The organism is Alicycliphilus denitrificans K601, assembly GCF_000204645.1.
GTDB classification, from domain to species: domain Bacteria; phylum Pseudomonadota; class Gammaproteobacteria; order Burkholderiales; family Burkholderiaceae_C; genus Alicycliphilus; species Alicycliphilus denitrificans.
Genome location: NC_015422.1, coordinates 381,652 through 403,238, shown reverse-complemented (window position 1 = coordinate 403,238; position 21,587 = coordinate 381,652). Strand labels below are relative to the sequence as shown.

Here is a 21,587-nt window from a genome sequence, read left to right as displayed (position 1 = left end):
CTTGCTTGCAGCCAGCCTGCACTCCAAACCCGCTTTAGTTGGCCAGCTTCTTGGCCTTCTCGAAGGCTTCGTCAATGGTGCCGACCATGTAGAAGGCCTGCTCGGGCAGGTGGTCGCACTCGCCATTGACGATCATCTTGAAGCCGCGGATGGTCTCGGCCAGGGGCACGTACTTGCCGGGCGAGCCCGTGAACACTTCGGCCACGTGGAAGGGCTGCGACAGGAAACGCTGGATCTTGCGCGCGCGGGCCACGGTGAGCTTGTCCTCGGGCGCGAGTTCGTCCATGCCCAGAATGGCGATGATGTCGCGCAGTTCCTTGTAGCGCTGCAGCGTGCCCTGCACGGCGCGGGCCACGCCATAGTGCTCCTCGCCCACCACATGGGGGTCCAGCTGGCGGCTGGTGGAGTCGAGCGGATCCACGGCGGGGTAGATGCCCAGGGCGGCGATGTCGCGCGAGAGCACCACGGTGGAGTCCAGGTGGGCGAAGGTCGTGGCCGGCGAGGGGTCGGTCAAGTCGTCGGCGGGCACATACACGGCCTGGATCGAGGTGATCGAGCCGACCTTGGTGGAGGTGATGCGCTCCTGCAGGCGGCCCATTTCCTCGGCCAGCGTCGGCTGGTAGCCCACGGCGGAGGGCATGCGGCCCAGCAGGGCGGACACTTCGGTACCGGCCAGCGTGTAGCGGTAGATGTTGTCGACGAAGAACAGCACGTCGCGGCCTTCGTCGCGGAACGACTCGGCGATGGTCAGGCCCGTCAGGGCTACGCGCAGGCGGTTGCCCGGGGGCTCGTTCATCTGGCCGTAGACCATGGCCACCTTGGACTGGGAGAGGTCTTCCTGCACCACGACCTTGGAGTCGGACATCTCGTGATAGAAGTCGTTGCCCTCGCGGGTGCGCTCACCCACGCCGGCGAACACCGACAGGCCCGAGTGCGCCTTGGCGATGTTGTTGATGAGTTCCATCATGTTCACGGTCTTGCCCACACCGGCGCCGCCGAACAGGCCCACCTTGCCGCCCTTGGCGAACGGGCACACCAGGTCGATCACCTTGATGCCGGTTTCCAGCAGCTCCTGCGAGGGCGACAGCTCATCGTAGGCCGGGGCCTTGCGGTGGATGGAGGCGGTGAGTTCCTGGCTGACGGGGCCGCGCTCGTCGATGGGGTTGCCCAGCACGTCCATGATACGGCCCAGGGTGGCCTTGCCCACGGGCACGGTGATGGGGTTGCCGGTGTTGGTGACCATCAGGCCGCGCTTCAGGCCGTCGGACGAACCCAGGGCGATGGTGCGCACGATGCCGTCGCCCAGCTGCTGCTGCACTTCCAGCGTCAGGGCCGAGCCTTCGAGCTTGAGGGCGTCGTACACCTTGGGCATCTGGTCGCGCGGGAACTCCACGTCCACCACGGCGCCGATACATTGAACAATCTTGCCTTGCACTTGAGCCATTTTTTGCTCCAGAAATTTGTGAAACCGGTTAGACGGCTGCCGCACCCGCGACGATCTCCGAAAGTTCCTTCGTGATCGCGGCCTGGCGCGTCTTGTTGTAGACCAGCTTGAGCTCGTTGATGACGTTGCCCGCGTTGTCGGTGGCGGCCTTCATGGCCACCATGCGCGCCGACTGCTCGGAAGCCATGTTCTCGGCCACGGCCTGGTAGATCAGCGACTCGACATAGCGCACGAGCAGTTCGTCGATCACGGTCTGCGCGTCCGGCTCGTAGATGTAGTCCCAGCTGGGGCCCGACTTGTCGGCCTTCATCTGCTCCGAGGACAGGGGCAGCAACCGCTCCACCACCGATTCCTGCTTCATGGTGTTGATGAACTTGGTGTAGGAGAGGTACACCGCGTTGATCTTGCCTTCGGCGTACGCGTCCAGCAGCACCTTGACGGGGCCGATGAGCTTTTCCAGGTGGGGCGTGTCGCCCAGGCCGACGGACTGTGCCACGACCTTGGCGCCGATGCGGTTCAGGAAGCCCAGGCCCTTGTTGCCGATGGCAACGGCCTGCGCCTCGACCCCCTGGGACTGCAGCTCGCGCAACTTGGACGTCACGGCACGCAGCACGTTGGTGTTCATGCCGCCGCACAGGCCCTTGTCGGTCGTCACCACGATGACGCCAGCCGCCTTTGCGTCGTTCACCTTCATGAAGGGATGCACGTACTCGGGATTGGCTTCGCCGAGATGGGCCGCGATATTGCGCACCTTCTCGGCAAAGGGACGAGCAGCGCGCATGCGGTCTTGCGCCTTGCGCATTTTGGACGCGGCCACCATTTCCATGGCCTTGGTGATCTTCTTGGTGTTCTCCACCGATTTGATCTTGCCGCGTATTTCCTTGCCTGCTGCCATGATGCTTCCTCGTCCGGTTTAAACGAACGACTTCTTGAAGGCCGTGATGGCTTGCGTCAGTTCGGCTTCGTCCTTGCCTTCCTTGTCGAAGGCGCGGTTTTGCTCCAGGCGCTCGAGCAGGGCTGCATGGCTAGTCTTGAGGAACTGGTGCAGGCCGGACTCGAACGGCAGGATCTTCTTAACGTCCACGTCGTCCATGAAGCCCTTGTTCACCGCGAACAGCGAGGCAGCCATCAGGCTGATGGGCAGCGGGCTGTACTGGGGCTGCTTGAGCAGTTCGGTCACGCGGGCGCCGCGGTCGAGCTGCTTGCGGGTGGCTTCGTCCAGGTCGGAGGCGAACTGCGCGAACGCGGCCAGCTCGCGGTACTGCGCCAGGTCGGTACGGATACCGCCGGACAGGCCCTTGATGAGCTTGGTCTGCGCTGCGCCACCCACGCGCGACACCGAGATACCGGCGTTGATGGCGGGACGGATGCCGGCGTTGAACAGGCTGGTTTCCAGGAAGATCTGGCCGTCGGTGATCGAGATCACGTTGGTCGGAACGAAGGCGGACACGTCGCCGGCCTGGGTTTCGATCACGGGCAGAGCCGTCAGCGAACCCGTCTTGCCCTTGACCTCGCCCTTGGTGAAGGCTTCGACATAGTCGGCGTTCACGCGGGCTGCGCGTTCGAGCAGGCGGCTGTGGAGATAGAACACGTCGCCGGGGAAGGCTTCGCGGCCCGGCGGGCGGCGCAGCAGCAGCGAGACCTGGCGGTAGGCCACGGCCTGCTTGGACAGGTCGTCATAGACGATCAGCGCGTCCTGGCCGCGGTCGCGGAAGTATTCGCCCATGGTGCAGCCGGAGTAGGCCGACACGTACTGCATGGCGGCGGATTCCGAGGCGGATGCGGCGACGACGATGGTGTAGTCCATCGCGCCGGCCTGCTCCAGCGAGCGCACCACGTTCTTGATCGACGACGCCTTCTGGCCGATGGCGACGTAGATGCAGGTCACGCCCTGGCCCTTCTGGGCGATGATGGCGTCGATGGCCACGGCCGTCTTGCCGGTCTGGCGGTCGCCGATGATCAGCTCGCGCTGGCCGCGGCCGACGGGCACCATGGAGTCGATGGACTTCTGGCCGGTGGCCAGGGGCTGGTCCACGGACTGGCGTGCGATCACGCCGGGGGCGACCTTCTCGATCACGTCCGTCATCTTGGCGTTGATCGGGCCCTTGCCGTCGATGGGCTGGCCCAGGGCGTTCACCACGCGGCCAATCAGCTCGGGGCCCACGGGCACTTCCAGGATGCGGCCCGTGCACTTGACGGTGTCGCCCTCGGAGATGTGCTCATAGGCGCCCAGGATCACGGCGCCGACGGAGTCGCGCTCCAGGTTCAGCGCCAGGCCGTAGCTGGGCTGGCCGTCCGCGTCGGCGGGGAATTCCAGCATTTCGCCCTGCATCACGTCCGACAGGCCATGGATGCGCACGATACCGTCGGTCACGGACACCACGGTGCCCTGGTTGCGGATGTCGCTGCTGGCTGCCAGCCCTTCGATGCGGCTCTTGATCAGTTCAGAAATTTCTGCGGGATTGAGTTGCATGACTCTTTCCTTCTTTCTTTAATAAGCCCAGACCTCACCGGCCGCTCAGGCCGTGAGGGCCGCTTTCATTTGTTCCAGACGGGCCTTGACGGAGGTGTCGAGCACCTCGTCGCCCACCACCACGCGCACGCCGCCGATCAGGGACTCATCCGTCTGCACCGAGAGGTTGAGTGTGCGGGCAAAGCGCTTTTGCAGCGTGGCAGAGAGCTCGGCCAGGGCGTTGGCGTCCAGGGGGAAGGCACTGTAGACGACGGCGTCCGAAGAGCCGTTGCCTTGGTTGACCAGCGCGCGGAATTGCGTCGCGATCTCGGGCAGCACCTGCACCCGGCCGTTGTCGAGCAGGGTGCGCAGGAAGTTGTGCGCCATCTCCGGCAGCGCCGTCTTGGCCACCCCGGTGATGACGTCGAACAGCTGTTCCGCGGTCACCTTGGGGTTGTCCAGCAGCTGGCGCAATTGAGGATTGGCGGCAATCGCCGCCAGCTCGTCCACCCAGGCGCAAGCGCCGTTCAGGTCGGTACCGGCCTTGCCGGTACAGGCCTTGTACAGCGCCTCTGCGTAAGGGCGGGCAATGGTGGCGAGTTCAGCCATGGGGTTGCTCCCTTACGTTTACAGCTCGGTCTTGAGACGGTTCAGCAGATCGGCATGGACGCCGGCATTGACCTCCTTGCGGAGAATCTGCTCGGCGCCCTTGACGGCCAGCGCGGCAACCTGCTCGCGCAGGGCCTCGCGGGCGGCAATGGCCTGCTGCTCGGCCTCGGCACGGGCGGCTGCGACGATCTTGTTGCCTTCCTCGGTGGCGCGCGCCTTGGCCTCTTCGATGATGGCCTGGGCGCGGCGCTCGGCGTCAGCCAGGCGGTTCGCGGTTTCGTTGCTGGCGGCCGCCAGTTCCTGCTTCACGCGCTGGTCGGCAGCGGCGAGCTCGGTCCTGGCACGATCGGCAGCGGCGAGACCATCGGCGATTTTCTGGGCTCGTTCATCCAGCGCCTTCGCGATCGGGGGCCACACGAAGGTCATCGTGAACCACACCAGGATCAGAAAGACGATGGCTTGAACGAACAGGGTCGCGTTGATACTCACGGCAACACCTTTCTATTCGTTGGCGTTGATCGGAGCGCTCAGGCCAGGACGAAGGGGTTGGCGAAAGCGAACAGCAGCGCGATGGCCACGCCGATCAGGAAGGCCGCGTCGATCAGACCGGCCAAGATGAACATCTTGGTTTGCAGCTCGTTGATCAGCTCAGGCTGGCGAGCGGAGGATTCCAGGAACTTGCCGCCCATCAGAGCGATACCGATCGAAGCGCCGATGGCACCGAGACCAACGATCAGACCGCAAGCCAGAGCGACGAGGCCGAGAATGTTTTCCATGATGACTCCTAGATTGAAAAGAAAGGAAGGTTGAGAAAGGAAAGGGAAAGCTCAGTGAGCGTCATGCGCCTGGCCGAGGTAAATCAGCGCCAGCATCATGAAAATGAAGGCCTGCAGGGTGATGATCAGTATGTGGAAGATCGCCCAGATAGAGCCCGCAATGATGTGCCCCACGGGGAGCAACACACCAGAGAGCGACATGGCAGCCGCGCCGCCCATCAGGGCGATCAGCATGAACACCAACTCACCAGCGTACATGTTGCCAAACAGTCGCATGCCGTGCGAGACCGTCTTGGCAAGGTATTCGATGACCTGCATGGCGAAGTTCACCACACCGAGGATGGCTGCGAACAGCGGATTCTTGCTGGTGCCGAACGGCGCCGTGAACAGCTCGTGGATCCAGCCGCCCAGGCCCTTGATCTTGATGCTGTAGTAGAAGCACAGCAGCAGCACGGCGGAGGACAGGCCCAGCGTCGTGGACAGGTCGGCCGTGGGCACCACGCGCAGGTAGGCATGGTGGTCGCCCGTGCCGTGCTGCCACAGCCAGGGCAGCAGATCGACGGGCAGCATGTCCATGGCGTTCATCAGGAAGATCCAGACGAACACGGTGAGCGCCAGCGGCGCGATGAACTTGCGGCTCTGGGCGTTGTGGATGTTGGCCTTGGCCTGGTTGTCCACCATCTCGACGAGGATCTCCACCGCCGCCTGGAAGCGCCCCGGCACGCCCGCGCTGGCCTTGCGCGCCGCCGACCAGAAGATCAGCAGCATCAGCGCGCCCAGCAGCACGCTGATGGCGATGGAGTCGAGGTTGACCACCGAGAAGTCAACGATGAAACCCTGCTTGACGTTCTGCAGATGCTGCAGGTGGTGAACGATGTATTCACTGGCGGTCGGTGCATTCGCTTCTGCGGCCATTGGACAACTCTTCTCTCAAATATCAATCAGTTCGTCGGACACCGGGCCGCGCCAGCAGCGCGACCCAGTACGCTTTCATCGTTACCACCATGCCGGCCAGCAAGGCCAGCCAACTGAGCCCCGGCACCAGCCTGGGCGCCGCCGCCAGCATGGCGACGGTCACAACAATCTTCACCAGCTCCCAGCCGAAGAGCCCCGCCACGGCGGCCCCTGCGGACGTTCGCCTGCGCGCCATTGCACGCGCGAACAGCGCCGCGGGCACCACCACCGACAAGGCCCCGTAGCCGACGGACCAGGCCCACTGCGCCCGCCCCGTCAGCAGCAAGGCCAGCAGCGCGGCCAGCACGCCCACCACCGCCTGGACTGCGACGATCCGCCAGACCGACAGGCGGGGCTGGCGCTTGCGCCACTCCATCGCCTCCTGCGCGGTCAAGGGCTTGAAGTCGGAATCTTCAGCCTCAGATTCGGTCTCAGAGGCGGTTGTTTTCTCGCGGGAAGAAGTACGCGCCACAGACCAAAACTTTCACAAAGCCCTTGATTATAAGTAAAAACCCCGCCTGATCCACAATTACCCGGGGTCGGCAACCGAACACACGGCACGAGCGGCGGCAATGTGGCGGTGCCCCAACGGCCCCTGGCCGCCCACCCCGGCTCCATACCATTGGCTCGCGCGGCCGCCCGAGCCAGAAAGAACCGACATGACGACACCCGCCAACCCGCCCGCCACCGATCCCCGCAAGGACTCGCTGATCGAATACCCCTCGCGCTTTCCTATCAAGGTGATGGGCGCGAACGTGAACGGCTTCGTGCATGCGGTGACCGAGGTGGCCAGGCGCTTCGATCCCGATTTCGATGCCTCCACCATCGAGCTGCGCGACAGCCGCGCCGGCAACTATCTGGGCGTGACCATCACCATCACCGCCACCAGCCGCGAGCAGCTCGACGACCTGTACCGAGCCCTGTCCTCGCACCCCATGGTCAAGGTCGTGCTGTGAGCCTGCCCGCCATGCAGCTGCGCGTGCTGGGCCGCGCGGGCTATGCCGACACCGTGGCCGCCATGCAGCGCTTCACCGAGGAGCGCACCGGTGACACGGCAGACGAGCTGTGGATCTGCGAGCACCCGCCGGTCTACACGCAAGGCATTGCGGGCAAGCGGGACCACATCCTGGTGCCTGGCGACATTCCCGTCGTCGCCACCAACCGCGGCGGGCAGGTCACGCACCATGGCCCCGGCCAAGTCGTCGCCTATCCGCTGATGGACCTGCACCGCGCGGGCTACTACGTCAAGGAGTACGTCCATCGCATCGAGGAGGCCGTGATCCGCACGCTGGGCCACTATGGCGTGACGGGCCACCGCGTGGCCGGCGCGCCGGGCATCTACGTGCGCCCGGACGACCCCGGCAGCCACGTGCGGCTGCCGCAGCGCCCGCTGCGGCGCGAGCCCGGCAGCGCGGCACCCGTGCCCGACTTCACGGGCCTGGCCAAGATCGCGGCGCTGGGCATCAAGGTCGCGCGCCACTGCACCTACCACGGCGTGGCGCTGAACGTGGCCATGGACCTGGAGCCCTTCTCGCGCATCAACCCTTGCGGTTACGCAGGATTGCAGACGGTGGACCTTTCTACAATCGGCGTCCACACCACCTGGGACGACGTGGCGGCCGTGCTGGGTAAACAGCTTGCCTCCCGCCTCGCGCCCTGACACGCCCCCGAAAAGCCATGAGCACTCCAGAAATCGTGCGCGAAGCGCAATCCGCCGAAGCCTACAACCCGCTGGCCAAGCAGAAGGCCGCGGCCAAGCTGTCGCGCATCCCGATCAAGGTCGAGCGGGGCGAGGTCCTCAAGAAGCCCGAGTGGATCCGCGTGAAGGCCGGCAGCCCGACGACGCGCTTCTACGAGATCAAGCAGATCCTGCGCGAGCACAAGCTGCACACGGTGTGCGAGGAGGCCTCCTGCCCCAACATCGGCGAGTGCTTCGGCCATGGCACGGCCACCTTCATGATCATGGGCGACAAGTGCACGCGCCGCTGCCCATTCTGCGACGTGGGCCACGGCCGGCCCGACCCGCTGGACAAGGAGGAGCCGCTGAACCTGGCCAAGACGATCGCCGCGCTCCGGCTCAAGTACGTCGTCATCACCAGCGTGGACCGCGACGACCTGCGCGACGGCGGCTCGGGCCATTTCGTGGAGTGCATACAGCGCATCCGCGAGCTTTCGCCCGCCACGCAGATCGAGATACTCACGCCCGACTTCCGCGGCCGCGACGACCGCGCGCTGGAGATCCTCAAGGCCGCGCCGCCCGACGTGATGAACCACAACCTGGAGACCGTGCCGCGCCTGTACAAGGAGGCGCGCCCGGGCTCGGACTACCAGTTCAGCCTGAACCTGCTCAAGAAGTTCAAGGCCCTGCACCCGGACGTGCCCACCAAGAGCGGCCTGATGGTCGGCCTGGGCGAGACCGACGAGGAGATCCTGCAGGTGATGCGCGACATGCGCGCGCACGGCATCGACATGCTGACCATCGGCCAGTACCTCGCGCCGAGCAACAGCCACCTGCCGGTGCGCCGCTACGTGCACCCCGACACCTTCAAGATGTTCGAGGCCGAGGCCTACAAGATGGGCTTCTCGCACGCCGCCGTGGGCGCCATGGTGCGTTCGAGCTACCACGCGGACCAGCAGGCGCACGCCGCCGGGGTTTGAAGCCAAATCAGCCTCCAGCACTTGTCCAGCAAGCGCTGTCAGCTACAAAATCGATAAAAAACCAGACTACTGGGCCAGCATGGCGGCCGGGTCGTCCGAGGCCAGCACCTGCAGCGCCCAGTCGGCGAGCTTGCGCGCGTCGACGCGCAGCACCTCCTGCTTGACGGCCAGGATCTGCGCCGGCTGCATGGAGAAGCTGCGCAGGCCCAGGCCCAGCAGCAGCCGCGTCATGCCCACGTCGCCCGCCATCTCGCCGCACACGCTCACGCTCTTGCCCTGGCGCGCGCCCTCGGCGATCACGTCGGCCACGAGCCGCAGCACCGCCGGGTGCAGCGGCTCGTACAGGTGCGCCACGGCCTCGTCGGCGCGGTCGATGGCCAGCGTGTACTGGATCAGGTCGTTGGTGCCCAGCGAGAGGAAGTCGAAGTAGCGCAGGAACTGCTGCACGATGAGGGCCGCAGCCGGCACCTCGATCATGGCGCCCAGCTGCACGGGGCCGTAGACGGCGCCGCGCGCATCGAGCTCGGCGCGCGCCAGATCCACCTGGGCCAGCGTCTGGCGGATCTCGCTCACGTGCGCAAGCATGGGGAACAACAGCCGCACCGGCCCGTGCGCGGCCGCGCGCAGCATGGCGCGCAGCTGGGTGCGGAACATGGCCGGGTCGGACAGACTCCAGCGGATGGCGCGCAGGCCCAGCGCGGGGTTGAGCGAGCGGTCCTTGTAGCCCTTGTCCAGCGGCTTGTCCGCGCCCACGTCCACCGTGCGTATGGTCACGGGCAGGCCTTCCATGCACTGCACGGCCTCGCGGTAGGCGAGGTACTGCTCATCCTCGTCGGGCAGGCGGCCGCCGCGTCCCATGAACAGGAATTCGCTGCGGAACAGGCCCACACCCACGGCGCCCGCACGCAGAGCGGCGGCGGCGTCGCCGGGCTGCTCAATGTTGGCCAGCAGCTCGATGGCCTGGGCGTCCAGCGTGACGGCCGGCGTATGGCGCAGCCGCGTCAGGCGCTCGCGCTCCAGCGCGAGCTGGCGCTGGCGGAAGCCGTATTCGGCCAGGATGATGGGCGTGGGATCGACGATCACCGTGCCGGCGTCACCGTCGATGATGATCCAATCGTCCTGGCGCACCAGCTGGCTGGCCAGGCGCGCACCCACGACGGCGGGAATGTCCATGCTGCGCGCCACGATGGCCGTGTGGCTGGTCTTGCCGCCCACATCGGTGACGAAGCCGGCGAACACGCTCTGCTTGAACTGCAGCATGTCGGCCGGCGACAGGTCGTGGGCCACCAGCACCAGCGGCACGTCGGCCGCGTCGCCCTGCAGGTACTCGGCCTCGGCGCCGGCCTCGGCCTGGCGGCGCGCCCGGCTGGGCGGCGGCGCCATGGGGCCGGCCACCCCCTTCATGCGGCGCAGGATGCGCTCCACCACTTGGGCGAGGTCGGCCTTGCGCTCGCGCAGGTATTCGTCCTCCATCTCGTCGAACTGGCGGCTGATGATCTCCAGCTGCGTGGTCAGCGCCCATTCGGCGTTGTAGAGGCGGTCGGTGATCCAGTGCTTGACGCCGCTGACCAGCATCTCGTCCTGCAGCAGCATGAGATGTACGTCCAGCAGCGCAGCCAGCTCGGGCGGCGCGTCGGGCGGCATGTCCGCCTGCAGGCGCTGCAGTTCCTCGATCACGGCATTGCGGCCACCGCGCACGCGCGCGATCTCGGCCTGCACCTGCTCCGGCTCGATGAAATAGTGCGCGACCTCCATGCTGCCGGACGCTGCCAGCACCGCTCGCCCTATGGCAATGCCGCGTGCGATCGCCAGGCCGTGGATGGAGAAGGTCATGCGCGCCTCACCGTGGTTCTATTCGCCCTCGCCGAACTTGCCATCGATCAGCGCCAGCAGCGCGTCCATGGCATCCTGCTCCTGCGTGCCGTCGGTCTCGATCTCCACCTGCGAACCCAGGCCCGCGGCCAGCATCATCACGCCCATGATGCTCTTGGCATTGATGCGGCGCTCGCCCTTGCTCATCCAGACGTCGCAGGGATAGCTACCGGCCAGCTTTGTCAGCTTGGCCGAGGCACGGGCATGCAGGCCCAGCTTGTTGCTGATGGTGATGGTGCTCTTGATCATGAGGTGCGCGTCGGATTGGATTCTGCGGCCACCTGCAGCATCCCCTGCGTTCCGCCGGCCAGGGCGCGCACGGCCAGGGCATCGAGCGGCTCGGCCCGGTAGCACACGGCCCGCAGCAGCATGGGCAGGTTCACGCCGGCGATCAGGCGCGCATGGACATCGTCGACCAGGCGCCGGGCCACGTTGCAGGGCGTGGCGCCGAACAGGTCGGACAGCACCAGCACCGGCGCCTGGCCATGCTGCGCCAGCAGGGCGCGGGCCTTGGACAGCGTCTGCTCCGGCGGTTCATCGGGCGGCACGTCCATGGCCAGCAGGTCATCCGCGCAATCGGAGAACACATGCAGCGCACATTCGCGCAGAGCATGGGCCAGGGGGGCATGGGCAATGATGAGAAGGCGTGTATTCATGGCAGGCGGCAATGCCATGCATTATGGCGCCGCCCGATGGCGCCTCTGAGCGCTCACGGCAGCAAGTGCCAGGCCCGTGAAGAAGGTGTCGGCCGCCGCCGTGCGCGGCTGCGGCGCGTAGACCACGGCGTGGTACAGGCGCGCCTGCCGGCCCTCCAGGCGCGCGAACCACACGGCCTCGGCCACGACCTCGGCGCCATCCGCGCCGCGCCCGCGCACCACCATGCGCAGCGACTGCGGCAGGTCCAGCGCCTGCCGGGGGACGAAGGCCGTGCCGGCCTGCGCCTGCGGGCCGGCCTGCATGCGCGCCAGGACGGCGGTGCGCCAGCGCGCGAGCGCGGCGCCCGCCTGGGACGGGTCGGCCAGCGGCATGTGCGACAGGGCAAAGGTGGCGCCATCGGCCCGGCAGCCGACCATGGACAGCTCCACGACCCCGGCACCCAGGTCCACGGGCCGCGCGGCGCGCTCGGGCTTGCAGGGCAGGGACAGCGTGATGCCCGCCTCCGGCAAGGGCACGCTGCGCCAGTCGAGCGCCGGGCTGCAGGCGAGCAAGGCCAGCGCGCTGGCGGCCACGGGGAGGCAGGCGGTGGGACGGGACATGGCGGGCATTATTCCCAAGCAGGCGCCAGGGCCCGCGAACTTTTCGCGCCCGGCCCAATCCCACGCTGGCATGTGCGGCTCGGGCGCTGCGGCACAATCGCGGCGTAACTGCACCCTCACCGGGTGCCATGATGGGGAAACGGTATGGGATTCAAGAAATGGCTGGTGGCCGGCGCCGTGGCGGCGGGCGTCGCCGTGGGTGCCGTAGTGGTGCTGGGCTCGGGCCAGTCGGTCGCGCCGCAATCGACCTTCGTGCTGCTCGACGGCTCCCAGCAGACCACAGCCGACCTCAAGGGCAAGGTGACGCTGGTGAACTTCTGGGCCACGAGCTGCACCACCTGCGTGGCCGAGATGCCGGAGATCGTCGCCACCTACGACAAGTACAAGGACAAGGGCTTCGAGACCCTGGCCGTGGCCATGAGCTACGACCCGCCAAGCTACGTGGTGAACTTCACCGAAACGCGCAAGCTGCCGTTCAAGGTGGCCATCGACAACACCGGCGCCGTGGCCAAGGCCTGGGGCGACGTGAAGCTCACCCCCTCGACCTTCATCGTCAACAAGCGCGGCGAGATCGTGAAGAGCTACGTGGGCGCGCCCGACTTCGGCGAACTGCACAAGCTCATAGAGCGGCTGCTGGCCGAGGCCTGACCTCCACCCTCCTTCTCATGCGAAACGCCGTTTTCTTCATAAGAAAACGGCGTTTTTCCTTACTGGGAAGGCGCCAGCAGCTATTCTCACAATAGCATCCGCATGAAACCGGCGCACTCTCACCAGTCCAATGGTCGCGGAGCAGTGCACCTTTCGTGGGGAAGTGGTGCAGCAAGCACGGCAGGAGGTCGCCGCCCTGCCAAGCCGCAGTATCGCGCCACGCCCAAGCGCCCGGGATTTGCGCGGGTATGGCATGCGGCGCCGATGCGGCCGCGGGGCACAATGGCCGCATCTTCCTCGGCCTCGGCCTCGGATCCGCACATCATGCAGCACACGGTACGCGTCTGGGACTGCCCACCCGCCTGTTCCACTGGGCAATCGTCGCCACGACCATCGCGCTCGTGGTCACCGCCAAGGTTGGTGGTAACGCCATGCCATGGCACATGCGCCTGGGCCTGCTGATGCTGGCGCTGCTCGCCTTTCGGCTGGCCTGGGGGCTGGTGGGCGGGCACTGGTCGCGCTTCGCGAATTTTCTGTATTCGCCCGGGCATCTGTCGGGCTATCTGGCGGGCCGGGGCGACGAGACGCGCGACGACGTGGGCCACTCGCCCCTGGGCGCGCTGTCCGTGTTCACGCTGCTGGCGCAGGTGTGCAGCAGGCTGCGAAGCGATGACCAGATCGCCTCCGCCGGCTCCCTGGCGCACCTGGCCCCGGGTGAATGGGTCGATCTGGCGAGCTGGTACCACAAGGACGTGGGTCAGTACCTCCTGGTGGCCTTCGTGGTCCTGCATCTGTGCGCCATCGCGTTCTACACGCTGGTGCGCCGGCGCCCGCTCGTGCGCGCCATGGTGCGCGGGGACAAGCAGCTGCCCCGGCCCGCGCCCTCGGCCCGCGACGACCTGGCCAGCCGCATCGGCGCGGCCGCGATACTGGCCGCGGCCTGCGTGCTCGCCTGGTGGGTCGCAAGCCTGGGGTAAACCCGGATGGGCGCATGGATACACTGGACCAGTGCTGTCTACTGCTCGAGAAAGAGTCCCCGCGCCCAATGGATCACCGTCCCGTCGTCACGCTGCTGAGCCCCACCCTGCCCCACGAAATGGAAGCGGTACGCAAAATCTTCCAGGAATATGCGGACAGCCTGGATGTGGATCTGTCGTTCCAGGCCTTCGCGGACGAATTGGCCACCCTGCCCGGCGACTACGCGCCGCCGCGCGGCCATCTCCTGCTGGCCGAGGTCGAGGGCAGCATCGCCGGCTGCTGTGCCCTGCGGCCGCTGGACACGGCTGACTACCCCAACGCCTGCGAGATGAAGCGCCTGTACGTGCGCAAGGCGTTCCGCGGCTTCGGCCTGGGCCGCCAGCTGGCCGAAGCCGTACTCGACCTGGCGCGCCAGGCGGGCTACGCCTGCGTGCTGCTCGACACGCTGGACGGCATGGAGTCGGCGCGCGCGCTGTATGCCGAGCTGGGCTTCGTAGAGATACCGCCGTACTACCACAACCCCATCGCGGGATCGCATTACCTGAAGGCGGATATTTTCTAGTCTTTTCGGCCTTCAGCGCCCGTCAGACAAGCGCTAAAAGCTATCAAAACAAAAGCGCCGCCGCGACGGATCGTCGCGGCGGCGCTTTTTCGTGCCCGGAAGGGATCAGCTCTTGGCCTGTGTCAGCAGGGTGGCCGCGTCGCTGACCTCGAACTTGCCGGGCGCCTCCACGTTCAGCGTGGCGACCTTGCCGTCCTTGACCAGCATCGAGTATCGGTTACTGCGCAGCCCCAGGCCCTTGCCGTTCAGGTCGAGCGTGAGGCCCACGGCCTTGGCGAAGGCGGCGTCGCCATCGGCCAGCATGCGCACCTTGCCGGCCGTCTTCTGGTCACGCGCCCAGGCGCCCATCACGAAGGCGTCGTTCACCGCCAGGCACCAGATCTCGTCTACTCCCGCGGCCTTGAGGGCCTCGGCCTGCTCCACGTAGCCCGGCACGTGCTTGGCCGAGCAGGTGGGCGTGAACGCGCCCGGCACGGCGAACAGCGCGATGGTCTTGCCTGCGGCGGCCTTCTGCACGTCGACCGGGTTGGGGCCGATGCTGCAGCCATTGCCCTCGACCTCAACGTACTCCATCAGCGTGGCGGTGGGCAACTGGTCTCCGACCTTGATCATGATTAGCTCCTGGGAATAAAAAAACGACCCACATTGTGGGTCGTTTGGCTGGGCATTGCTGCCCGGAGGCCGATAAGGCTTAGACCAGTGCGGCCTTTTGCACTAGGCGCGTCGCCACCCAGTTCTTGGTCTTGGAAAGCGGACGGCTTTCCGTGATCTCTACGGTGTCGCCCATCTTGTACTCGCCGTTCTCGTCGTGGGCGTGGTACTTGCTCGACTTGATCATGATCTTGTCGTAGATGGGGTGCTTGACGCGGCGCTCGACGAGCACGGTCACGGTCTTGGCACGCTTGTCGCTGACCACCTTGCCAACCAAGGTGCGCTTGAGGGAGGGTTTGGCTTCCGTCATGTTCGCTCCTGGATTACTTGGCGGCTTGCTTTTCAGCAAGAATGGTCTTGGCGCGGGCGATGTCGCGGCGCGTGGCCTTCAGCGTGGCGGTGTTGCCCAGCTGTTGCGTGGCCTTCTGCATGCGCAGGCCGAAATGGGCCTTTTGCAGCGACTTGATTTCGGCTTCCAGGCCGGCCACGTCCTTTTGGCGGAGTTCAGCAGCTTTCGTCATGTCGATTCTCCTTAGGCGCCAATCTGACGGGCAACGAACGTGGTGCGCAGCGGCAGCTTGGCGGCAGCCAGGCGGAACGCTTCGCGGGCCAGTTCTTCGGGCACGCCAACGATCTCGAACACCACCTTGCCGGGCTGGATCTCGGCCACGTAGTACTCGGGGTTGCCCTTGCCGTTACCCATACGCACTTCGGCGGGCTTGGTGGAGATCGGCTTGTCGGGGAACACGCGGATCCAGATCCGGCCGCCACGCTTGACGTGACGAGAGATCGCACGGCGCGCGGCCTCGATCTGGCGGGCCGTCAGACGGCCGCGGTCCGTGCACTTCAGACCGAAGTCACCGAAAGCCACCGAATTGCCACGCGTGGCAATGCCGGTGTTGCGGCCTTTTTGCTCCTTGCGGAACTTGCGGCGAGCAGGTTGCAGCATGTTTATTCTCCTTTGCCGTCCGCTGCTGTAGCGGGCGCGTCAGTCTTGCGAACGCGCTTAACGGCGGTTGTGTCGGCGCCACCGGCGCCTTGGGGCTTGTCGCTGCCATCAGCCGGAGCAGCATTGCCGCCCATCGGACGACGGCCACCACGGCCTGCGCGATCGCCAGGACGGCCATCGCGGCGGGGGCCACGGGGACGGCGCTCGTCATCGGGGCGCGGCGTCTCGGCCACGGGCAGGTCGCCACGGCCCAGCGTGTCGCCCTTGTAGACCCACACCTTCACGCCGATCACACCGTAGGTGGTCTTGGCTTCCGAGGTGCCGTAGTCGATGTCGGCGCGCAGGGTGTGCAGCGGCACGCGGCCTTCGCGGTACCACTCGGTACGTGCGATTTCGATGCCGTTCAGACGGCCCGAGGACATGATCTTGATGCCCTGGGCGCCCAGGCGCATCGCGTTCTGCATGGCGCGCTTCATGGCGCGGCGGAACTGGATGCGCTTTTCGAGCTGCTGGGTGATCGAGTCGGCGATCAGCTTGGCATCGATTTCGGGCTTGCGCACTTCCTCGATGTTCACGGCCACCGGCACGCCCAGGCGCGTGGCGAGTTCCTTCTTCAGGTTCTCGATGTCCTCGCCCTTCTTGCCGATCACCACGCCCGGACGTGCCGAGTAGATGGTGATGCGAGCGTTCTTGGCGGGGCGCTCGATCAGGATGCGCGAGACGGCGGCGTTCTTCAGCTTGGCCTTGAGGAACTCGCGCACCTTGATGTCTTCGGCCAGCATGCCGGCGAAGTCACGGTTGCTCGCGTACCAGCGGCTGGCCCAGTTGCGGCTGACCGAGAGGCGAAAGCCGGTAGGATGGATTTTCTGTCCCATATTCGTTCCTATTGGCCTTAGTTACCCACGGTCACGTAGATGTGGCACGTCGGCTTGCTGATGCGATTGCCGCGGCCCTTGGCGCGCGCGGTGAAACGCTTGAGCGTGGTACCTTGCTCGACGAAGATGGTCTTGACCTTCAGTTCGTCGATGTCGGCGCCGTCGTTGTGCTCGGCGTTGGCAATGGCGGATTCCAGCACCTTCTTGACGATGCCCGCAGCCTTTTTCTGCGTGAACGTCAGGATATCTAGGGCTTGATCCACCTTCTTGCCGCGGATCAGATCTGCGACCAGGCGACCCTTGTCAACCGACAGGCGGACGCCACGCAGGACTGCACGTGTTTCAGACATGGTCATTCCTTACTTCTTGGCCTTCTTGTCGGCGGGGTGGCCCTTGAAGGTGCGCGTCAGGGCGAATTCGCCCAGCTTGTGGCCCACCATCTGGTCGGTGACGTAGACCGGCACATGCTGCTTGCCGTTGTGCACAGCAATCGTCAGGCCGATGAACTCGGGCAGCACCATGGAGCGGCGCGACCAAGTCTTGACGGGCTTCTTGTCCTTGGTGGCGATGGCCTTCTCGACCTTGGCCAGCAAGTGATGGTCAACAAACGGACCCTTTTTGAGAGAACGAGTCATTTGCTACCCCTTACTTCTTGCGACGCGACACGATCATGGTCTGTGTGCGCTTGTTGTTGCGGGTGCGGTAGCCCTTCGTCAGGTTGCCCCATGGGTCAACCGCGTGGCGACCTTCGCCGGTACGGCCCTCGCCACCACCGTGCGGGTGGTCGATCGGGTTCATGGCAACGCCGCGCACCGTCGGGCGGATACCCATCCAGCGCTTCACGCCGGCCTTGCCGAGTTGGCGCAGGCTGTGCTCTTCGTTGGCGACCTCGCCGATCGTGGCGCGGCACTCGATGTGGATCCGGCGCACTTCGCCCGAACGCATGCGCACCTGGGCGTACACGCCTTCGCGGGCCAGCAACGTGGCCGACGTGCCGGCCGAGCGCGCGATCTGGGCACCGGCACCGGGCTTGAGCTCGATGCAGTGGATGGTCGAGCCCACCGGGATGTTGCGGATCGGCAGCGTGTTGCCCACGCGGATCGGAGCCTCGGAGCCGCTCACGATGGAGGCGCCGACTTCCAGGTTGCGCGGGGCGATGATGTAGCGGCGCTCGCCGTCGGCGTAGCACACCAGGGCGATGTGGGCCGTGCGGTTCGGGTCGTACTCGATGCGCTCCACCTTGGCGGGGATGGCGTCCTTGTTGCGGCGGAAGTCCACCACGCGGTAGTGGTGCTTGTGGCCGCCGCCCTTGTGGCGGGTGGTGATGTGACCGTTGTTGTTGCGGCCGGCCTTCTGGAACTGGGGCTCCAGCAGAGGCGCGAACGCATCACCCTTGTACAGGTGGTCACGCGAAATCTTCACCGTGCCGCGCTGGCCCGGAGTCGTGGGTTTGAGCTTGATAACAGCCATGATTAAGCAGCCTCCCCGGACAGGTTCAGCTCTTGACCTTCCTTGAGCAGCACATAGGCCTTGCGCACGTTGTCGCGGCGGCCCATGGTCTTGCCAAAGCGCTTGGTCTTGCCTTTGGTGTTCACCACAGAAACGCCCTTGACCTCGACCTTGAACATCAGTTCCACGGCGGCCTTGATTTCGGGCTTGGTTGCGTTCTGCAGCACCTTGAACGTCACGGCGTTGGACTTCTCGGCAACCATGGTGGCCTTCTCGGACACGATGGGAGCAACCAACACCTGCATCAGACGACCTTCGTCAAACTTGAGCGTGCTCATGCGAACATCTCCTTGAGTTTGTCGATCGCGCCCTTGGTGACGAGCACTTTCTTGTAATGCACCAGCGACACGGGGTCTGCGTAACGCGGCTCGACGACGAACACGTTCTTCAGATTGCGCGAGGCGAGGTACAGGTTCTCATCGACCTCATCGGCGATCACCATCACCGATTGCAGGTTCATGGCCTTGAACTTGTCGGCCAGCACCTTGGTCTTGGGGCTTTCCAGCTTCAGCGAGTCCACCACGGCCAGGCGGCCTTCGCGGGCCAGCTGCGACAGGATGGCGGCCATGCCGGCGCGGTACATCTTTTTGTTGATCTTCTGCGTGAAGTTTTCTTCAGGCAGGTTCGGGAAGATGCGACCGCCCCCGCGCCACAGCGGCGAGGAGGTCATACCGGCACGTGCGTTGCCGGTGCCCTTCTGCTTGAAGGGCTTCTTGGTCGAGTGCTTGACCTGCTCGCGGTCCTTCTGGGCGCGCGTGCCCTGGCGGGCGTTGGCCTGATAGGCAACGACGATCTGGTGGATCAGGTCTTCGTTGTACTGGCGGTCGAACACGGTCTCGGGCACGTCCACCTTGGACGCGGCCTGGCCTTGTTCATTCAGGAGTTCGAGCTGCATTAGTTCGCTCCTTTGGAAGCTTTGGCCTTGACTGCCGGACGCACCGTCACGAAACCACCCTTGGATCCCGGAACGGCGCCCTTGATCAAGAGCAGTTGGCGTGCTTCGTCGATGCGAACCACGTCGAGGTTTTGCGTCGTGACAGTGGCGTCACCGAGGTGGCCCGTCATCTTCTTGCCCGGGAAAATGCGGCCCGGATCCTGCGCCATGCCGATGGAGCCAGGAACGTTGTGCGAGCGGCTGTTACCGTGCGAGGCGCGCTGCGAACCGAAGTTGTGACGCTTGATGGTGCCGGCGTAGCCCTTGCCGATGGAGGTGCCCTGCACGTCCACCTTCTGGCCCACGGCGAACACGTCGGCCACCGGCACGGTAGCGCCTGCGGCGTACTTGCCGGCGACTTCGGCCGTCACGGGGAATTCGCGGATGATTTCACCGGCTTCGACACCCGCCTTGGCGAGGTGGCCGGCTTCGGGCTTGGTCACGCGAGATGCCTTACGCGAACCGAACGTGACCTGCAGGGCCACGTAGCCATCGTTCTCTTGGGTTTTGACCTGGGTCACGCGGTTGTTGGACACATCCACCACCGTGACGGGCACTGCGTCCCCGTCATCGGTGAACAGACGCATCATGCCCACCTTGCGGCCCAGCAACCCGAGGGAGTTGCTCAGACTCATTGGTTTTCTCCAAAACTTCCACCGCCCCGACTGCAATTGGCCCAGGCGTTTGCACCAAGGTGCGTGAAAGAAGGTTGATAAAACTCCGCGTACTTCACACCCAGCAATCTGGACGCAAAAACGCGAAGCCGCAAAGTATAACGCGGACTGCCCTTCCGAGCAAGTCCGCATTATTGCGGGCGCCGCCTCATGGCCGCGCCGCATATGCCGCAGGTATTACTGCAGCTTGATCTCGACGTCCACGCCGGCCGGCAGGTCGAGCTTCATCAGCGCGTCCACCGTCTTGTCCGTGGGATCGACGATGTCCATCAGGCGCTGGTGCGTACGGATCTCCAACTGGTCGCGGCTGGTCTTGTTGACGTGCGGCGAACGCAGGATGTCGAAACGCTTCATGCGCGTAGGCAGGGGCACGGGGCCCTTGACGATGGCGCCGGTGCGCTTGGCGGTGTCGACGATCTCGGCGGCGGACTGGTCGATCAGCTTGTAATCAAACGCCTTGAGGCGGATACGGATCTTTTGCTTGGACATGATGTTCCTTGACTGGCTGTCCGCCGATTACTCGATGATCTTTGCCACAACGCCCGCGCCCACGGTGCGGCCGCCTTCGCGGATGGCAAAGCGCAGGCCTTCTTCCATGGCGATCGGCGCGATCAGCTTGACGGTGATCGACACGTTGTCGCCGGGCATGACCATTTCCTTGTCGGCCGGCAGTTCGATGGAGCCCGTCACGTCGGTCGTGCGGAAGTAGAACTGCGGACGGTAGTTGTTGAAGAAGGGCGTGTGGCGGCCGCCTTCGTCCTTGCTCAGCACGTACACTTCGGCGGTGAAGTGCGTGTGCGGCTTGATGGAGCCGGGCTTGCACAGTACCTGGCCGCGCTCGACATCTTCGCGCTTGGTGCCGCGCAGCAGCAGGCCCACGTTGTCGCCAGCCTGGCCCTGGTCCAGCAGCTTGCGGAACATTTCCACGCCGGTGACGGTGGTCTTTTGCGTTTCGCGGATGCCGACGATTTCGATTTCTTCGCCGACCTTGATGATGCCGCGCTCGACGCGGCCGGTCACCACGGTGCCGCGGCCGGAGATGGAGAACACGTCTTCCACGGGCATGAGGAAGGTGCCGTCCACCGCGCGCTCGGGCGTGGGGATGTAGGTGTCAAGGGCTTCGGCGAGCTTGAGGATGGCGGGTTCGCCCTTGTCCGATTGGTCGCCTTCGAGGGCCAGCTTGGCCGAGCCGCGGATGATGGGGGTGTCGTCGCCGGGGAATTCGTATTTGTCCAGCAGTTCGCGCACTTCCATTTCGACGAGTTCGAGCAGTTCTTCGTCGTCCACCATGTCGCACTTGTTCAGGAACACGATGATGTAGGGCACGCCCACCTGGCGCGCCAGCAGGATGTGTTCACGCGTCTGGGGCATCGGGCCGTCGGCGGCCGAGCACACCAGGATGGCGCCGTCCATCTGGGCGGCGCCCGTGATCATGTTCTTGACGTAGTCGGCGTGGCCGGGGCAGTCCACGTGGGCGTAGTGGCGGTTGGCCGTTTCGTATTCCACGTGCGAGGTGTTGATGGTGATGCCGCGGGCCTTTTCTTCGGGCGCGTTGTCGATCTGGTCGTAGCCCTTGGCTTCGCCGCCGAACTTCTTGGCCAGCACCGTCGCAATCGCCGCCGTCAGCGTCGTCTTGCCATGGTCCACGTGACCGATCGTGCCCACGTTCACGTGGGGCTTGGTCCGTTCGAATTTACCTTTTGCCATTTCAATTTCTCCAAAGAGCAATGCCTGTGTAGCGGTTTAACGTCTGCATCCGGTTGCTGGCTCGTCCCGCACAGGGCGA

At 65.3% G+C, this 21,587-nt stretch carries 30 protein-coding genes and 1 pseudogene; 6 read left to right on the top strand and 25 right to left on the bottom strand.

What is annotated here, in order from left to right; translation table 11 throughout:
* Positions 1-34: 34 nt before the first annotated feature.
* From atpD to ALIDE2_RS01865, 8 genes are read right to left on the bottom strand one after another with little or no spacing between them, the layout of a single operon-like run.
* Positions 35-1,444: a F0F1 ATP synthase subunit beta gene (gene atpD / locus ALIDE2_RS01900; RefSeq protein ID WP_013517346.1), complete on the bottom strand. Its 1,410-nt coding sequence runs from the start codon at positions 1,442-1,444 to the stop codon at positions 35-37.
* A gap of 28 nt (positions 1,445-1,472) precedes the next feature.
* A complete protein-coding gene (gene atpG / locus ALIDE2_RS01895) occupies positions 1,473-2,339 on the bottom strand; it encodes a F0F1 ATP synthase subunit gamma (protein WP_013517345.1) in 867 nt (288 codons plus the stop codon).
* An 18-nt stretch (positions 2,340-2,357) separates the two neighbouring features.
* On the bottom strand, positions 2,358-3,917 hold the full coding sequence (gene atpA / locus ALIDE2_RS01890) for a F0F1 ATP synthase subunit alpha (RefSeq protein WP_013517344.1): 1,560 nt from the start codon (positions 3,915-3,917) through the stop codon (positions 2,358-2,360).
* Positions 3,918-3,962: 45 nt separating this feature from the next.
* Positions 3,963-4,505: a F0F1 ATP synthase subunit delta gene (locus ALIDE2_RS01885; protein ID WP_013517343.1), complete on the bottom strand. Its 543-nt coding sequence runs from the start codon at positions 4,503-4,505 to the stop codon at positions 3,963-3,965.
* Positions 4,506-4,523: 18 nt separating this feature from the next.
* On the bottom strand, positions 4,524-4,994 hold the full coding sequence (locus tag ALIDE2_RS01880) for a F0F1 ATP synthase subunit B (RefSeq protein WP_013517342.1): 471 nt from the start codon (positions 4,992-4,994) through the stop codon (positions 4,524-4,526).
* Positions 4,995-5,032: 38 nt separating this feature from the next.
* The gene (gene atpE / locus ALIDE2_RS01875; RefSeq protein WP_011803767.1) at positions 5,033-5,281 is read right to left on the bottom strand and encodes a F0F1 ATP synthase subunit C; all 249 of its coding nucleotides are present in this window, start codon (positions 5,279-5,281) and stop codon (positions 5,033-5,035) included.
* A 51-nt stretch (positions 5,282-5,332) separates the two neighbouring features.
* Entirely contained in the window at positions 5,333-6,196 is an 864-nt protein-coding gene (atpB, locus tag ALIDE2_RS01870; RefSeq protein ID WP_013517341.1) for a F0F1 ATP synthase subunit A, read from the bottom strand.
* Positions 6,197-6,218: 22 nt separating this feature from the next.
* Entirely contained in the window at positions 6,219-6,611 is a 393-nt protein-coding gene (locus ALIDE2_RS01865; protein ID WP_013517340.1) for an ATP synthase subunit I, read from the bottom strand.
* 283 nt (positions 6,612-6,894) lie between these two features.
* Here ALIDE2_RS01865 and ALIDE2_RS01860 point away from each other — a divergent pair, with 283 nt between their 5' ends.
* From ALIDE2_RS01860 to lipA, 3 genes are read left to right on the top strand one after another with little or no spacing between them, the layout of a single operon-like run.
* Positions 6,895-7,191, top strand: coding sequence for a YbeD family protein (locus tag ALIDE2_RS01860; RefSeq protein ID WP_013517339.1), 297 nt, complete (start codon positions 6,895-6,897; stop codon positions 7,189-7,191).
* A gap of 11 nt (positions 7,192-7,202) precedes the next feature.
* Positions 7,203-7,895, top strand: a complete 693-nt coding sequence (gene lipB / locus ALIDE2_RS01855) for a lipoyl(octanoyl) transferase LipB (RefSeq protein ID WP_013517338.1) — start codon at positions 7,203-7,205, stop codon at positions 7,893-7,895.
* A 17-nt stretch (positions 7,896-7,912) separates the two neighbouring features.
* Positions 7,913-8,893, top strand: a complete 981-nt coding sequence (gene lipA, locus ALIDE2_RS01850; protein ID WP_013721252.1) for a lipoyl synthase — start codon at positions 7,913-7,915, stop codon at positions 8,891-8,893.
* 66 nt (positions 8,894-8,959) lie between these two features.
* On the opposite strand, the gene ptsP is transcribed toward lipA, so the two are convergent.
* From ptsP to ALIDE2_RS01830, 4 genes and pseudogenes are all read right to left on the bottom strand, one after another.
* Complete coding sequence (gene ptsP / locus ALIDE2_RS01845) at positions 8,960-10,726, bottom strand: phosphoenolpyruvate--protein phosphotransferase (protein ID WP_013721251.1); 1,767 nt, start codon at positions 10,724-10,726, stop codon at positions 8,960-8,962.
* A gap of 18 nt (positions 10,727-10,744) precedes the next feature.
* Complete coding sequence (locus ALIDE2_RS01840; protein ID WP_013517335.1) at positions 10,745-11,014, bottom strand: HPr family phosphocarrier protein; 270 nt, start codon at positions 11,012-11,014, stop codon at positions 10,745-10,747.
* Positions 10,932-11,421: pseudogene (locus tag ALIDE2_RS01835) on the bottom strand (PTS sugar transporter subunit IIA). The gene ALIDE2_RS01840 and the pseudogene ALIDE2_RS01835 overlap by 83 nt, the downstream one beginning before the upstream one ends.
* A 21-nt stretch (positions 11,422-11,442) precedes the next feature.
* Positions 11,443-12,093 (bottom strand): hypothetical protein, encoded by a 651-nt coding sequence (locus ALIDE2_RS01830; RefSeq protein ID WP_013721249.1) that lies wholly within the window; start codon positions 12,091-12,093, stop codon positions 11,443-11,445.
* A gap of 72 nt (positions 12,094-12,165) precedes the next feature.
* Here ALIDE2_RS01830 and ALIDE2_RS01825 point away from each other — a divergent pair, with 72 nt between their 5' ends.
* The 3 genes from ALIDE2_RS01825 to ALIDE2_RS01815 all read left to right on the top strand — a co-directional run bounded on the left by ALIDE2_RS01825 (position 12,166) and on the right by ALIDE2_RS01815 (position 14,209).
* On the top strand, positions 12,166-12,669 hold the full coding sequence (locus ALIDE2_RS01825) for a TlpA disulfide reductase family protein (RefSeq protein WP_013517332.1): 504 nt from the start codon (positions 12,166-12,168) through the stop codon (positions 12,667-12,669).
* 248 nt (positions 12,670-12,917) lie between these two features.
* Positions 12,918-13,646, top strand: a complete 729-nt coding sequence (locus tag ALIDE2_RS01820; protein WP_013721248.1) for a cytochrome b/b6 domain-containing protein — start codon at positions 12,918-12,920, stop codon at positions 13,644-13,646.
* Positions 13,647-13,714: 68 nt separating this feature from the next.
* The gene (locus ALIDE2_RS01815) at positions 13,715-14,209 is read left to right on the top strand and encodes a GNAT family N-acetyltransferase (RefSeq protein WP_013517330.1); all 495 of its coding nucleotides are present in this window, start codon (positions 13,715-13,717) and stop codon (positions 14,207-14,209) included.
* Between the two features lie 105 nt (positions 14,210-14,314).
* On the opposite strand, the gene ALIDE2_RS01810 is transcribed toward ALIDE2_RS01815, so the two are convergent.
* From ALIDE2_RS01810 to tuf, 13 genes are all read right to left on the bottom strand, one after another.
* Complete coding sequence (locus tag ALIDE2_RS01810; RefSeq protein ID WP_013721246.1) at positions 14,315-14,821, bottom strand: peroxiredoxin; 507 nt, start codon at positions 14,819-14,821, stop codon at positions 14,315-14,317.
* A gap of 79 nt (positions 14,822-14,900) precedes the next feature.
* Positions 14,901-15,170 (bottom strand): 30S ribosomal protein S17, encoded by a 270-nt coding sequence (gene rpsQ, locus ALIDE2_RS01805; RefSeq protein ID WP_013517328.1) that lies wholly within the window; start codon positions 15,168-15,170, stop codon positions 14,901-14,903.
* A 13-nt stretch (positions 15,171-15,183) separates the two neighbouring features.
* Complete coding sequence (gene rpmC / locus ALIDE2_RS01800) at positions 15,184-15,381, bottom strand: 50S ribosomal protein L29 (protein WP_013517327.1); 198 nt, start codon at positions 15,379-15,381, stop codon at positions 15,184-15,186.
* An 11-nt stretch (positions 15,382-15,392) separates the two neighbouring features.
* On the bottom strand, positions 15,393-15,809 hold the full coding sequence (gene rplP / locus ALIDE2_RS01795) for a 50S ribosomal protein L16 (protein ID WP_013517326.1): 417 nt from the start codon (positions 15,807-15,809) through the stop codon (positions 15,393-15,395).
* A gap of 2 nt (positions 15,810-15,811) precedes the next feature.
* Positions 15,812-16,684, bottom strand: a complete 873-nt coding sequence (rpsC, locus tag ALIDE2_RS01790) for a 30S ribosomal protein S3 (RefSeq protein WP_013517325.1) — start codon at positions 16,682-16,684, stop codon at positions 15,812-15,814.
* A 17-nt stretch (positions 16,685-16,701) separates the two neighbouring features.
* Positions 16,702-17,034: a 50S ribosomal protein L22 gene (gene rplV / locus ALIDE2_RS01785; RefSeq protein ID WP_013517324.1), complete on the bottom strand. Its 333-nt coding sequence runs from the start codon at positions 17,032-17,034 to the stop codon at positions 16,702-16,704.
* A 9-nt stretch (positions 17,035-17,043) separates the two neighbouring features.
* Positions 17,044-17,319, bottom strand: coding sequence for a 30S ribosomal protein S19 (rpsS, locus tag ALIDE2_RS01780; protein ID WP_003059413.1), 276 nt, complete (start codon positions 17,317-17,319; stop codon positions 17,044-17,046).
* 10 nt (positions 17,320-17,329) lie between these two features.
* Positions 17,330-18,154: a 50S ribosomal protein L2 gene (gene rplB, locus ALIDE2_RS01775; protein ID WP_013517323.1), complete on the bottom strand. Its 825-nt coding sequence runs from the start codon at positions 18,152-18,154 to the stop codon at positions 17,330-17,332.
* A 2-nt stretch (positions 18,155-18,156) separates the two neighbouring features.
* Positions 18,157-18,471 (bottom strand): 50S ribosomal protein L23, encoded by a 315-nt coding sequence (gene rplW, locus ALIDE2_RS01770; RefSeq protein ID WP_011803744.1) that lies wholly within the window; start codon positions 18,469-18,471, stop codon positions 18,157-18,159.
* Entirely contained in the window at positions 18,468-19,088 is a 621-nt protein-coding gene (rplD, locus tag ALIDE2_RS01765; protein WP_013517322.1) for a 50S ribosomal protein L4, read from the bottom strand. The genes rplW and rplD overlap by 4 nt, the downstream gene beginning before the upstream one ends.
* Complete coding sequence (rplC, locus tag ALIDE2_RS01760; protein WP_013517321.1) at positions 19,088-19,762, bottom strand: 50S ribosomal protein L3; 675 nt, start codon at positions 19,760-19,762, stop codon at positions 19,088-19,090. The genes rplD and rplC overlap by 1 nt, the downstream gene beginning before the upstream one ends.
* Positions 19,763-19,978: 216 nt before the next feature.
* A complete protein-coding gene (rpsJ, locus tag ALIDE2_RS01755; protein WP_005796953.1) occupies positions 19,979-20,290 on the bottom strand; it encodes a 30S ribosomal protein S10 in 312 nt (103 codons plus the stop codon).
* 27 nt (positions 20,291-20,317) lie between these two features.
* Complete coding sequence (gene tuf / locus ALIDE2_RS01750; RefSeq protein WP_013517320.1) at positions 20,318-21,508, bottom strand: elongation factor Tu; 1,191 nt, start codon at positions 21,506-21,508, stop codon at positions 20,318-20,320.
* Positions 21,509-21,587 lie beyond the last annotated feature (79 nt).

Excerpts from the sequence above, each read along its gene's own strand:
- atpD (WP_013517346.1), bottom strand. The coding sequence starts at position 1,444 with ATGGCTCAAGTGCAAGGCAAGATTGTTCAATGTATCGGCGCCGTGGTG.
- rplV (WP_013517324.1), bottom strand. The coding sequence starts at position 17,034 with ATGTCTGAAACACGTGCAGTCCTGCGTGGCGTCCGCCTGTCGGTTGAC.
- ALIDE2_RS01810 (WP_013721246.1), bottom strand. The coding sequence starts at position 14,821 with ATGATCAAGGTCGGAGACCAGTTGCCCACCGCCACGCTGATGGAGTAC.
- ALIDE2_RS01815 (WP_013517330.1), top strand. The coding sequence starts at position 13,715 with ATGGATCACCGTCCCGTCGTCACGCTGCTGAGCCCCACCCTGCCCCAC.
- ALIDE2_RS01820 (WP_013721248.1), top strand. The coding sequence starts at position 12,918 with ATGGCATGCGGCGCCGATGCGGCCGCGGGGCACAATGGCCGCATCTTC.
- rplD (WP_013517322.1), bottom strand. The coding sequence starts at position 19,088 with ATGCAGCTCGAACTCCTGAATGAACAAGGCCAGGCCGCGTCCAAGGTG.
- rplC (WP_013517321.1), bottom strand. The coding sequence starts at position 19,762 with ATGAGTCTGAGCAACTCCCTCGGGTTGCTGGGCCGCAAGGTGGGCATG.
- rpsJ (WP_005796953.1), bottom strand. The coding sequence starts at position 20,290 with ATGTCCAAGCAAAAGATCCGTATCCGCCTCAAGGCGTTTGATTACAAG.
- rpsC (WP_013517325.1), bottom strand. The coding sequence starts at position 16,684 with ATGGGACAGAAAATCCATCCTACCGGCTTTCGCCTCTCGGTCAGCCGC.
- rplB (WP_013517323.1), bottom strand. The coding sequence starts at position 18,154 with ATGGCTGTTATCAAGCTCAAACCCACGACTCCGGGCCAGCGCGGCACG.
- rplP (WP_013517326.1), bottom strand. The coding sequence starts at position 15,809 with ATGCTGCAACCTGCTCGCCGCAAGTTCCGCAAGGAGCAAAAAGGCCGC.
- tuf (WP_013517320.1), bottom strand. The coding sequence starts at position 21,508 with ATGGCAAAAGGTAAATTCGAACGGACCAAGCCCCACGTGAACGTGGGC.
- ALIDE2_RS01830 (WP_013721249.1), bottom strand. The coding sequence starts at position 12,093 with ATGCCAGCGTGGGATTGGGCCGGGCGCGAAAAGTTCGCGGGCCCTGGC.
- lipB (WP_013517338.1), top strand. The coding sequence starts at position 7,203 with ATGCAGCTGCGCGTGCTGGGCCGCGCGGGCTATGCCGACACCGTGGCC.
- atpG (WP_013517345.1), bottom strand. The coding sequence starts at position 2,339 with ATGGCAGCAGGCAAGGAAATACGCGGCAAGATCAAATCGGTGGAGAAC.
- rpmC (WP_013517327.1), bottom strand. The coding sequence starts at position 15,381 with ATGACGAAAGCTGCTGAACTCCGCCAAAAGGACGTGGCCGGCCTGGAA.
- ALIDE2_RS01865 (WP_013517340.1), bottom strand. The coding sequence starts at position 6,611 with ATGGAGTGGCGCAAGCGCCAGCCCCGCCTGTCGGTCTGGCGGATCGTC.
- ALIDE2_RS01840 (WP_013517335.1), bottom strand. The coding sequence starts at position 11,014 with ATGATCAAGAGCACCATCACCATCAGCAACAAGCTGGGCCTGCATGCC.
- lipA (WP_013721252.1), top strand. The coding sequence starts at position 7,913 with ATGAGCACTCCAGAAATCGTGCGCGAAGCGCAATCCGCCGAAGCCTAC.
- ALIDE2_RS01860 (WP_013517339.1), top strand. The coding sequence starts at position 6,895 with ATGACGACACCCGCCAACCCGCCCGCCACCGATCCCCGCAAGGACTCG.
- rpsS (WP_003059413.1), bottom strand. The coding sequence starts at position 17,319 with ATGACTCGTTCTCTCAAAAAGGGTCCGTTTGTTGACCATCACTTGCTG.
- rpsQ (WP_013517328.1), bottom strand. The coding sequence starts at position 15,170 with ATGACGGAAGCCAAACCCTCCCTCAAGCGCACCTTGGTTGGCAAGGTG.
- atpE (WP_011803767.1), bottom strand. The coding sequence starts at position 5,281 with ATGGAAAACATTCTCGGCCTCGTCGCTCTGGCTTGCGGTCTGATCGTT.
- ptsP (WP_013721251.1), bottom strand. The coding sequence starts at position 10,726 with ATGACCTTCTCCATCCACGGCCTGGCGATCGCACGCGGCATTGCCATA.
- atpB (WP_013517341.1), bottom strand. The coding sequence starts at position 6,196 with ATGGCCGCAGAAGCGAATGCACCGACCGCCAGTGAATACATCGTTCAC.
- atpA (WP_013517344.1), bottom strand. The coding sequence starts at position 3,917 with ATGCAACTCAATCCCGCAGAAATTTCTGAACTGATCAAGAGCCGCATC.
- ALIDE2_RS01885 (WP_013517343.1), bottom strand. The coding sequence starts at position 4,505 with ATGGCTGAACTCGCCACCATTGCCCGCCCTTACGCAGAGGCGCTGTAC.
- ALIDE2_RS01825 (WP_013517332.1), top strand. The coding sequence starts at position 12,166 with ATGGGATTCAAGAAATGGCTGGTGGCCGGCGCCGTGGCGGCGGGCGTC.
- rplW (WP_011803744.1), bottom strand. The coding sequence starts at position 18,471 with ATGAGCACGCTCAAGTTTGACGAAGGTCGTCTGATGCAGGTGTTGGTT.